This is a genomic window from Candidatus Igneacidithiobacillus taiwanensis, from assembly GCF_031962545.1.
Classification (GTDB): Bacteria; Pseudomonadota; Gammaproteobacteria; order Acidithiobacillales; family Acidithiobacillaceae; genus Igneacidithiobacillus; species Igneacidithiobacillus taiwanensis.
The window spans coordinates 1-10,416 of the sequence record NZ_JAVRKK010000082.1; the positions used below are offsets into that span (position 1 = coordinate 1).

Annotated in this window: 9 protein-coding genes; all 9 read left to right on the top strand. The window is 59.3% G+C overall.

Annotated features, from left to right (window positions below):
- Positions 1-56 precede the first annotated feature (56 nt).
- The 9 genes from RTI30_RS09950 (at position 57) to tnpA (ending at position 10,169) form a co-directional block, all read left to right on the top strand.
- On the top strand, positions 57-974 hold the full coding sequence (locus RTI30_RS09950; protein WP_312260802.1) for a bifunctional enoyl-CoA hydratase/phosphate acetyltransferase: 918 nt from the start codon (positions 57-59) through the stop codon (positions 972-974).
- Complete coding sequence (locus RTI30_RS09955; protein WP_312260801.1) at positions 971-1,930, top strand: 1-phosphofructokinase family hexose kinase; 960 nt, start codon at positions 971-973, stop codon at positions 1,928-1,930. Before RTI30_RS09950 ends, RTI30_RS09955 begins: the two co-directional genes overlap by 4 nt.
- Positions 1,931-1,958: 28 nt before the next feature.
- The gene (locus RTI30_RS09960; protein ID WP_312260800.1) at positions 1,959-3,341 is read left to right on the top strand and encodes an FAD-dependent oxidoreductase; all 1,383 of its coding nucleotides are present in this window, start codon (positions 1,959-1,961) and stop codon (positions 3,339-3,341) included.
- 14 nt (positions 3,342-3,355) lie between these two features.
- On the top strand, positions 3,356-4,279 hold the full coding sequence (locus RTI30_RS09965) for an aldolase (RefSeq protein ID WP_312260798.1): 924 nt from the start codon (positions 3,356-3,358) through the stop codon (positions 4,277-4,279).
- On the top strand, positions 4,276-5,700 hold the full coding sequence (gene pyk / locus RTI30_RS09970; protein WP_312260797.1) for a pyruvate kinase: 1,425 nt from the start codon (positions 4,276-4,278) through the stop codon (positions 5,698-5,700). The genes RTI30_RS09965 and pyk overlap by 4 nt, the downstream gene beginning before the upstream one ends.
- Before the next feature lie 11 nt (positions 5,701-5,711).
- Positions 5,712-7,007: a phosphopyruvate hydratase gene (gene eno / locus RTI30_RS09975; RefSeq protein ID WP_312260796.1), complete on the top strand. Its 1,296-nt coding sequence runs from the start codon at positions 5,712-5,714 to the stop codon at positions 7,005-7,007.
- Between the two features lie 14 nt (positions 7,008-7,021).
- Positions 7,022-9,538 carry an alpha-glucan family phosphorylase gene (gene glgP, locus RTI30_RS09980; RefSeq protein ID WP_312260795.1) on the top strand — a complete coding sequence of 839 codons (2,517 nt, stop codon included), beginning with the start codon at positions 7,022-7,024 and terminating at the stop codon, positions 9,536-9,538.
- Between the two features lie 110 nt (positions 9,539-9,648).
- Complete coding sequence (locus RTI30_RS14320) at positions 9,649-9,792, top strand: cation-transporting P-type ATPase (RefSeq protein WP_409449698.1); 144 nt, start codon at positions 9,649-9,651, stop codon at positions 9,790-9,792.
- Positions 9,793-9,857: 65 nt separating this feature from the next.
- A complete protein-coding gene (tnpA, locus tag RTI30_RS09985) occupies positions 9,858-10,169 on the top strand; it encodes an IS66 family insertion sequence element accessory protein TnpA (protein WP_312260794.1) in 312 nt (103 codons plus the stop codon).
- Positions 10,170-10,416: the final 247 nt, after the last annotated feature.

The following is a 10,416-nucleotide window of genomic DNA, read 5'->3' on the forward strand; positions in this document are numbered from 1 at the left end:
GTCTGCTCGTAGAGGGCAGAAAATGACCCGCTTGCCAACCGTTGGAGGAAGTCACCGTGCCCTATCCCCATTTTGATGCCCTTCTCGCGGCGGTCAGCTCTCTCCCACCGCTGCCGGTTGCGGTGGTCGATGCCACTGAGGAGCACGTGCTGCGCGGCGCCTGCGCGGCCCATGCCAGCGGTATCATCAAGCCGATCTTGATTGGAACGGAAGGCAAGATCCGCTCCCTTCTCGCTGCCCTCTGTAACGAGTATTCCGGCTGCGCAAGCATCGAGATCGTTGCCGCCGAGACGGCAACAGCGGCCGCCGAGAAGGGAGTCGAGATCGTCGTGGCCGGACGCGCCAAAGCACTGATGAAGGGCCATCTGCATACCGATGCCTTTCTCCACCCCATTTTGGACAAATTGCGCACGGAACGGCGACTGTCACATGTTTTTATCGCCGATATCGCCAGCTACCCCAAGCTGCTGCTGATCAGCGACGCGGCCATCAACATCAGCCCCGACCTGCTGACCAAGGCCGCAATCCTGCAAAACGCCATCGATTTGGCAAAAATACTCCAGGTCGAGCACCCCAAGGCGGCAATCCTCTCGGCAGTAGAGGTCATCAATCCTGCCATTCCTTCCACCATCGACGCCGCCTGCCTGGCGAAGATGGCAGACCGCGGGCAGATCCTCGGGGCAGAGGTCGATGGGCCCTTGGCCTTCGATAACGCCATCTCTGCCGAGGCGGCGCGCATCAAGGGAATCCGCAGTACCGTTGCAGGGGATGCCGACATTCTTCTCGTTCCGGATCTCGTCTCCGGTAACATTCTCGCCAAGGATCTGGAGTACCTGGCCGGTGCCAGCTTAGCAGGCATTGTCCTCGGCGCTCAGGTACCCATCATTCTCAATTCCCGCGCCGATCCGGTCCGCGCACGCTTGGTATCTACAGCGGTCGCCGTGCTTATGCGGCAGCAGGAGAACCCGTCATGACGAAACAGGAGCGTCCCTGTCAGCCCATCGCTGCCCTCACCCTCAACCCGGCAGTGGATATCTCCTACGAGGTCACACACGTGGTTCCCGACCAAAAGACCCCCGCCCAGGCGAGCCGTTACGATCCCGGCGGCAACGGCGTTAATGTTGCCCGCGTCCTCAAGGAACTCCTGGTCTGCGCCCATAGCTGCTGCATCGTTGCCGGGACCATCGGCGAGCTACTGCAACGCCTGCTATTGCACCGCCTCGACAGCCCGCATTGTATCTCGGTGGAGGGAGAGACCCGGATCAATACCACCATCGTCCAGCAAGAGCCTGCCGAACAGTTGGAAGTGACAGCCACCGGCCCACGCGTCTCGAGCATTGCTCTGGCCAGCATCACCCAGACCTTTCTCGAGCTCTGCGACAGCGGTATTGGCGTGCTCACCGGTTCCGTGCCGCCGGGGGTAGGAGACGACATCTATGCTGTCCTTACGGAGCGAGTACAGGCAGCCGGAGGAAAGGCCGTGGTCGATGCCCACGGCCCCCTACTGGCCCAAGCTCTGGCTCAACACCCCTTCCTCATCAAACCCAACCGCTATGAGCTCTCGCTGCTGTGTGGCTGCGAATTACCGACCCTCGAAGCGGTGGCGCAGGAGGCGCGCAAGATTCAGGAAAGTGGCGTGCAGTACGTCTGCGTTTCTTTGGGTGGCGAGGGGGCACTGCTGGTAGGGCCCGAGGGAAGTCATCTCGCCAAGGCACCACCCGTGCGGGTGCAATCGACGGTAGGCGCCGGGGACTCCATGGTGGCGGGATTGGTGGCGGCCTTCGCGCAGGGAAAGCATCCGGCGGAAGCCCTGCGGCTAGGGGTAGCCTGCGGTAGCGCCACTGCCACCCAGCCGGGCACTACCCTATGCCGCCATGACGACGTGATCACGCTGCTACAGCAGATTGACGTGCAGGCACTGGATTATTGAGGCGAACGTAGCGCAAGGAGAGACCCATATGACCGAGCAACAAACCGACATTCTGATTGTAGGTGGTGGCCCGGCGGGGATGATGGCCGGTATCACTGCCGCTCAGTTCGCCCCGCACAAAAAGGTCTTGGTGGTGCGACCCGAGGCCGATGCCGTGATCCCCTGCGGTATACCGTACATTTTCGGTACCCTGGGCGGCACCGACGAGGACATGGCGGGTCGCGCTCCCCTCCTCGCCGCCGGGGGGCAACTCCAATTCGGGCGGGTAGAGAGCATCGACCGCGGCCAACATACGGCCACCCTCAGCAGCGGCGACGTCATTCATTGGGAACGACTGGTCTTGGCCACCGGCTCCGAGAACTTCATCCCGCCCATTCCCGGCACCCAACTCGCCGGGGTTTTCAGCATTCAAAAAGACTACGAGGCCCTTGACCAGCTCTTTTCTACCTTGATCCCCACCATCAAAACCCTGGCCATCATTGGCGGTGGTTTCATTGGCGTGGAGTTTGCCGACGAGATCCGTAAGCGCGGTATCGAGGTACACATCATCGAGATGCTGCCCCACCTGCTGCAGGCTGCTTTTGATCTCGATGCCTGCACTGCCGTAGAAAAGAAACTCACGGAGCACGGTGTACAGATCCACACCCAGTGCAAGGTGGAGGCCCTGCTACCCGACGCTGTCGGCAAAAAAGTGGCGCAGGTGCAGATTGCCGGCCGGCCGCCCTTGGCTGTGGACGCCGTGCTCATTGCCATTGGCACTCGCCCGAATGTCGGCCTAGCCCAGGCCATGGGCCTTACTCTGAGCCGTTCCGGGGGCATTTGGGTCGACGCCTTTCAACGCAGCCGGGAGGATCCCGCCATCTTTGCGGTCGGCGACTGTGCCCACAAGCAGGATTTTTTCACCCGCAGGGCCAGTCACGCCATGATTGCCTCACAAGCGGCGGCGGAAGGCCGGATTGCCGGCATGAATCTCTATGGTCTGCGGGAACTGCGTCATAGCGCCGGCTCGGTTAGCGTCTATGCCAGTGAAATCGATGGATTGGCTTTTGGCGTAGCGGGCCTAACCCAACAGCAAGCAGAAAGTGAGGGCTTTCCGATTCTGGTGGGAGAATCTCGTCTGCCCGATCATCATCCCGCCTCCATGCCCAATACCCAGGAGGTCTACTGCCGGGTGATTTTTGCCGCCGATTCCCTGCAACTGCTGGGTGCGCAGGTTTTGGGTGGGGCGACCACCGGCGAGCTGGTCAACACCATGGGCTTGGCCATCCAGATGCGGGCGACCGCCCCGGACATCGCCAGCATGCAGTTTGGCAGCCAGCCGCGCCTGACCCCTTCCCTGCACCCCTTGGTGGCTGCCACCGGCGACGCCCTGCGCCGCCACTACGCCCACCTGCACCCCTGTATGGAATGAGCAAGGAGACCGCTATGAAGACCCTACCGCAAGCCCCCATCGGAATTTCGGCCGACGCCGAGCGTCGCTGGGAAGAAAACTATCGGCTGGTTACGCAAGAGTCGGGACGCCTCTTTTTGATGGCCGGCGACCAGAAGGTCGAGCATCTCAACGACGACTTCGTGGGTGGGACGGCAGCCGACGACGACGCCGATCCCGAGCACCTGTTTCGCATTGCCAGCGCCGCGCCCATTGGGTGCTTTGCCGCACAACTCGGCCTCGTAGCCCGCTACGGTCGCGACTATCCACAAATCCCCTACCTGCTCAAACTCAACAGTAAGACGCACCTCGTCAAAACTGCCGAGCAAGACCCTCGCAGCCTGCAGTGGCAAAGCATGGCGCAGGTGCACGATTTTCTGCGCTATAGCCGCATTCGCGTTGTTGGGGTGGGTTACACCATCTATCCGGGGTCGGTCTACGAGGCAGAGATGCTGCGGGAGGCCGCGCAACTGGTGCAGGATGCCCACCAGTTGGGTCTGCTGGCGGTGATCTGGGCCTACCCACGCGGGAAGGCGGTAGGACCGCGAGAGCAGGATCCCCACCTGATTGCCGGAGCGGCGGGACTGGTAGCCTGCCTAGGCGCGGACTTTGCCAAGGTGAACCCACCGGTAGATGCCAAAGGCAAAATGGACGCCAAACTACTGGGCGAGGCGGTGGCCGCCGCTGGCCGCACGCAGGTTATCTGTGCCGGCGGATCGGAAACGACGGCAGCAGATTTTCTCCAGCGCCTACAAGACCAGTTAGAACTCGGCGGTACCGCTGGCTGCGCCACCGGCCGCAATGTGCACCAGCGCTCTCTGCCCGAGGCCGTGCGCTTTTGCAAGGCTGTCCATGCCATCGTCGTCAAAGGCCAAACGACGGAACAGGCCAGCCAGTTGCTCGAGGGTCCGATCCAGTGATCCAGCTCCCCAGCCACCATAGTAAGATCGTCTGCACCATTGGCCCCGCCTCGGACGCCCTACACACCCTAGAGGCGATGCTGCACGCCGGCATGAATGTGGCCCGCCTCAATCTCGCCCACGGCACCCCGGCAGAACACCAGGCACGTATTGCCCGTATTCGAACGGCAGCAGAGAAAACCCAAAGGCGGGTTGCCATCCTCGCCGACCTGCCGGGCCCCAAAATCCGCATCGGCACCCTGCCGGCACCAGTGCAACTGCGTGCCGGTAGCCAGATTCGCCTGGCTCCGCAGGCAGCAGGTACCGCCGAGGAAATCCCCCTCGAGTTACCGCGCCTGTCCCGACCACTGCAAAAGGGTGATCGCATCTTTCTCAACGACGGCTTTATCGAGTTACGCGTCGAGGAGGTAGACGAGGTCGGTTTGCATTGTCGCGTTGTCGTCGGCGGCCCACTCCTCTCGCACAAGGGCGTGAATCTTCCCGAAATCTCCCTGCAGGGCGGGGCCGTCACCGAAGAAGATCGGAAACTCTTGGCCTTTGCCCTGCAGGCTGGAGTCGATGGCCTGAGTGTTTCTTTCGTCGAGACTGCAAACGATCTCGATACCGTACGTCGGGAAGCGCGGACCTTGGGGTTTCAGCCCTTTCTTATCGCCAAGATCGAACGCGCCCGTGCCCTGCAGCAGCTCGACCGCATTTTTCATGCCGCCGATGGCATCATGGTGGCGCGCGGCGACTTGGGGGTCGAGGTGCCCATCACCGAAATCGCGGCACTGCAAAAACGCCTCATCCGCAGGGCGCGGGCCCTGGGCAAGCCGGTCATCACTGCCACCCAGATGTTGGAATCCATGGTGCACAACAGTCGCCCCACCCGTGCCGAGGTTACCGATGTCGCCAATGCCATTCTCGATGGTACCGATGCGGTCATGCTCTCGGAGGAATCCGCTATGGGAGATTTTCCTGTGGAGGCCGTTCGCACCTTGGCGGAAATCGCCCGGGTGACCGAGGCCAGCCGGGAGGAGCTGCAGACCCTCGAGCACGACTTTCCCGAGGCGCCAACGGTGGAGTCGGTAATTGCCCGCAATGTCTGGGAAAGTACCCGCCAGCTGCAGCCGCAATGGGTCGTCACTCCCACGGAAACCGGTACCACTGCCGCGCGCATCGCCCGCTACCGCCTACATACGTGGATTGTCGCCTTCAGTCCGCATCACAGTACCTGCCAGCGTCTTTGCCTACACTACGGCGTCTATCCCGTGCAGCTTCCGAGCCCCGAAGACTCCTGGGCCGCCGCCGCCCGTCGTTGGTTTGCCGAGCACGGACTCAGCGCCGGACGCGTTGTCCTCACGCAAGGACCCAGCAAAGGTCATCCAGGGGGCACCAACCGCCTGGAAGTTCTTTGCCTTGATCACCTCACCGAATCTTGAAAGGAGCCGCCATGAACGCCTACATCCAAGACATCATCGCCCGCGAAATCCTCGATTCTCGCGGCAATCCTACCGTCGAAGCGGAGGTGCTGCTCACCAGCGGCCAGCGCGCTCGTGCTGCCGTGCCCTCTGGCGCCTCAACCGGCAGCAGGGAGGCCATTGAACTGCGCGACGGCGATCCCGCTCGCTTTGGCGGCAAAGGCGTGCGCAAGGTCATTGAGCACATCGAAGAGGTGCTGGCACCCGACCTGATCGATCTCGACGTGCGCGATCAAAAGGTGATCGACGATACCCTGATTGGCCTCGATGGCACGTACAACAAGGGCTGCCTTGGCGCCAATGCCCTGCTTGCCGTGTCCATGGCCTGTGCCCGCGCCGCCGCCGATGCCGCCGATCTGCCCCTATTTGCCTATCTGGGCGGACCAGGCGCTACGCGGCTCCCCGTACCCTGCTTCAATGTCCTCAACGGTGGGGTACATGCCCATTGGCAAGGTGCTGATTTTCAGGAATGCATGCTGGTGCCCTATGGGGCCGACAGTTTCCGCGAGTCCCTGCGCTGGGGTGCGGAAATCTATCATGCCCTGCAGGCAGAACTCCTCGCCAAACACTTGCCTGTGGGTATTGGCGACGAGGGAGGCTTCGCACCCGCCGTTCTCTCCAATCACGAGTCCTATGACCTCTTGGTAGCCGCCATCCATCGCGCTGGCTTTACCGCTGGAAAGGACTGTGGCATTGCCATTGACGCCGCCGCCTCGGAATTTTTTCACGATGGCAAATACCAACTGCGTACAGAAGATCGAGAACTCAGCAGCGCCGAGATGATCGAGTACTTTGCCGAAATTGTGCGCAACTATCCGGTGGTCTTGCTCGAAGACGGTCTAGCCGAAGACGATTGGGAGAACTGGAAGTTGCTCAATGAGCGACTCGGCGCTGAGGTTGAACTCGTGGGCGATGATATTTTTTGCACCAATCCGCAGATCATCCAGCGCGGCATCGACGATAACATTGCCAACGCCGCGTTGATTAAACTCAACCAGATTGGCACGGTAACAGAAACCCTCGCCGCCGCCCGATTGGCGCAATTCCACCACTGGGGCGCCTTTGTTTCCCATCGTTCGGGGGAAACTACGGACGATTTCATCGCCGATCTCGCGGTGGCGCTCGATACCGGGCATATCAAGTCCGGCGCACCAGCACGAGGAGAACGTGTCGCCAAGTACAATCAACTGCTCCGCATTGAGGAGCAAATTGGCACCGCCGCTAGCTTTGCCGGCAAGCAGGCCTTCATCCGCCCCGTGCGTTTTTGAGGAGGTGGTCCGGAATGAATCCAACATTGTGCTATATGCTACCCAAGTTACCGAATTCTTTGTCCGGGCTGGCGGAGCTTGCGACCGATTTGCGCTGGTCGTGGAATCACGCCCATGATGTGTTATGGGAGCAAATTGACCCAGATGCTTGGCGAGAACTACGCAGTCCCTGGCTCCTCTTACAGAATCTATCTGAAGGGCGACTGAGGAGTTTGGCGCGTAATCGTAAGGTCACACAACTCTTGGCAAATTTGCTGAAGGAACACAGATCTTCCCTCACAAGGCCTACTTGGTTTCAGCAAGAACATGCAGACGCACCCTTCTCTCAGATAGCGTATTTCAGCATGGAGTTCGGGCTCTCGGAGGCGTTGCCCATTTACTCCGGTGGACTTGGCATTCTGGCGGGAGATGTGCTCAAGACTGCGCATGATCTGGGCGTACCCATTACCGGTGTTGGCATACTCTGGCAGCAGGGCTACTTTCGCCAAACGATTGACGCTCAGGGAAGACAATCGGAACAGTTTCCCTTTAACGATCCAACGCAATTACCTGTGACTCCCGCCCTGGATGCGGATGGCGAGTGGATTCGCGTAACCCTGCCACTACCCGGGCGGACATTGATTCTTCGTGCCTGGCAAGCGCAAATTGGGCGCGTTTCGCTGTATCTCCTAGACAGCAATGATCCCTTCAATGCCCCTACTGACCGCTCTATTACTGGAGAGCTCTATGGTGGCGGATCGGAAAATCGGCTCTTACAGGAGATTTGCCTGGGGATCGGTGGATGGCAATTGCTGCAGAAGTTAGGCTTACAGCCCGATCTCTGTCATTTGAATGAAGGGCATGCGGCATTCGCCGTGCTCGCTCGCGCACGCAGTTACCTGGAGCAACATGGCGGTTCGCTACAGACTGCGCTGATCGCCACGCGCGTCGGAAATATTTTTACCACCCATACGCCGATCGCTGCTGGATTTGACCGATTTGCGGCCGATCTGATGAATCACTATCTGGAGCGCGCTCCCGATCTCTTTGGTCTGGATGCACACGATGTGCTGAGTCTTGGCCGAACCACACCTACAGATGCGCAGGAACCATTCAATATGGCATGGCTTGCCCTGCGCGGTAGCGGCATGATCAACGGTGTAAGTCAGTTGCATGGCGAGGTCAGCCGCGCCATCTTTCAGCCATTGTTCCCGCGTTGGCCACAGAGCGAGGTCCCCGTCACTTTCGTAACCAATGGGGTTCACATGCCTAGTTGGGACTCGCGAGAGGCCGACGCACTCTGGAGCACCTATGCAGGAAAGGCGCGCTGGATCCATGCGCTGGAGACCATGGAGGAAGACCTGCGAAAGGTCCCGGATACAGAGCTTTGGAATATGCGCAATGCCGCCCGCGCAGATCTGGTCCGTTTTGCGCGTGCCCATTTGAAAAGACGGCTCTCGATGGCCCAAGCTCCCGCCGAACAAATCACGAGAGCGGAGCAGGTTTTGGATCCCAATCGCTTTACCATGGGATTTGCCCGTCGATTTACCGAGTATAAGCGCCCCAACCTGTTGCTCCACGATGCCGATCGCTTATATCGCTTGCTGACAAACACCCAATTTCCTGTGCAACTAGTGCTGGCGGGCAAAGCCCATCCTGCCGACGAACCCGGCAAGCTTATGATTCAAGAGTGGACCCAATTCATAGAGCGTCACCCTGAATTGTTTGAGCACATCGTTTTTCTCGATGATTATGACATGTTGATCGCTGGACATTTAGTGCGCGGCGTCGATTTGTGGATCAATACTCCGCGGCGCCCCTGGGAGGCCAGCGGCACCAGTGGCATGAAAGTATTGGTTAATGGAGGGCTCAACGTTTCTGAGCTGGATGGTTGGTGGGCAGAAGCCTACGAGCCTGCTGTTGGCTGGGCGCTTGGGGACCGACAGGAACATGGCACAGACCTCGAGTGGGATCATCAGGAGGCAGAGCGTCTCTACACGCTCTTAGAACAAGAGATACTCCCCGACTTCTACGATCGGCATGGCCCAAACGCTTGCCCGCAATCCTGGATCTATCGTATGCGCGAAAGTATGGCGCGCCTCACCCCGCAATACAGCAGTAATCGCATGATGCGCGAATATGTGAGCCAACTCTATCTGCCTGCAGCCCAGCATCTCCAAGCACGCCAGTCGCCCGAAGTCTGCGCTGCTCTTGCAGCATGGCAAAGCCTAATCAATCAACACTGGAACGATGTCCGATTTTTAGGTGTGGAATCCGAACAGACCTCCGCAGGAGTGCGCTTTTCGGTTACCGTGCAACTGGGGGCCATACCGCCAGAATTTTTGCGAGTCGAACTGTTCGCTACTGGTTCATCAGAGGAAATTCATCCCATGACGACATCTCCAAAGAAAAATGATTCTGATACTTCCTGGACTTACGCTGCCACAATACAGACGAGTCGAGCGCCTGCTGATTACACACCGCGCATCATCCCTTGCCATCCGCATGCCATAATTCCTTTGGAATGCAATCATATCCTTTGGTATCGATAGCACAAAGAGGATATCGATGTTGTCGAATATACCGAACATTCTCCTATGCACCCAAGATCAGCGGTATTTTTCCCGCAGTCCGATCTATCTGGAAGGAGGAATAGCGCATCATGGCGCAAGCAAATAGCACCTGTGCCGGCCTGAGCCAAGCGGAAGCGAGGCAACGGCTGCAAGCAGTGGGGGCAAACGAAGTCCAAGAAGCCGCACAAACTCCGTGGAGTAAGCGGTCGCTAAGCGGCGTTCTTCCGCGGTAATCGGTGAGCCTCCATGATGACGACTCCTTTGCGGATAGGAGCGATATCATGGAGGGCAAAATAGGATGAGTGCTGCGGATGATCGGGCGGAAGGTTGGCAACGTCTGTTGCGGGAGCAGGAGGAATCACCCCTTTCGGTTCGCCAGTTTTGTGCGGGGAAAGGACTGTCCTTGCCGCAATTTTATTACTGGCGACGTCGTTTGCGCACGTCGGAGCAAACTGTGGCAGGGCCGGAAGGTGCCCTCTGCAAAGATCCAGGCACTGCCTTTGTCGAGTTGGACCTGAGACAGGCGCGCAGCCCAAAATCGATAGCGGCAGCCTTGGAGATCTGCCTGGACTTGGGCGCGGGCTGTACCCTCACGATTCGCCGCGGCTGAGATGTTTTTCCCCGAAGGGCGTATCCAGGTCTGCAACTGGAGCGCGTAGTCGAACTTCCTCCCTATCATTACGGCGCCCTTTTTCGGCTTCCCGGATAATGGGAGCTGGGGGACACGCTGACCACTGAAAAAACATCGTGGTTATCGGGTTAGAACTTTTCGGGACGCGGTTGGCGGTATACTCTGCGGACTAGCTAGCAAGCTCATCGAACGGTGAGGAGGTACGCACGTGCTCGAGGAATCGGTA

Bases quoted from the DNA above. Each gene is read 5' to 3' on its own strand.
- RTI30_RS14320 (WP_409449698.1), top strand. From the start codon at position 9,649: ATGGCGCAAGCAAATAGCACCTGTGCCGGCCTGAGCCAAGCGGAAGCG.
- RTI30_RS09965 (WP_312260798.1), top strand. From the start codon at position 3,356: ATGAAGACCCTACCGCAAGCCCCCATCGGAATTTCGGCCGACGCCGAG.
- tnpA (WP_312260794.1), top strand. From the start codon at position 9,858: ATGAGTGCTGCGGATGATCGGGCGGAAGGTTGGCAACGTCTGTTGCGG.
- glgP (WP_312260795.1), top strand. From the start codon at position 7,022: ATGAATCCAACATTGTGCTATATGCTACCCAAGTTACCGAATTCTTTG.
- eno (WP_312260796.1), top strand. From the start codon at position 5,712: ATGAACGCCTACATCCAAGACATCATCGCCCGCGAAATCCTCGATTCT.
- RTI30_RS09955 (WP_312260801.1), top strand. From the start codon at position 971: ATGACGAAACAGGAGCGTCCCTGTCAGCCCATCGCTGCCCTCACCCTC.
- RTI30_RS09960 (WP_312260800.1), top strand. From the start codon at position 1,959: ATGACCGAGCAACAAACCGACATTCTGATTGTAGGTGGTGGCCCGGCG.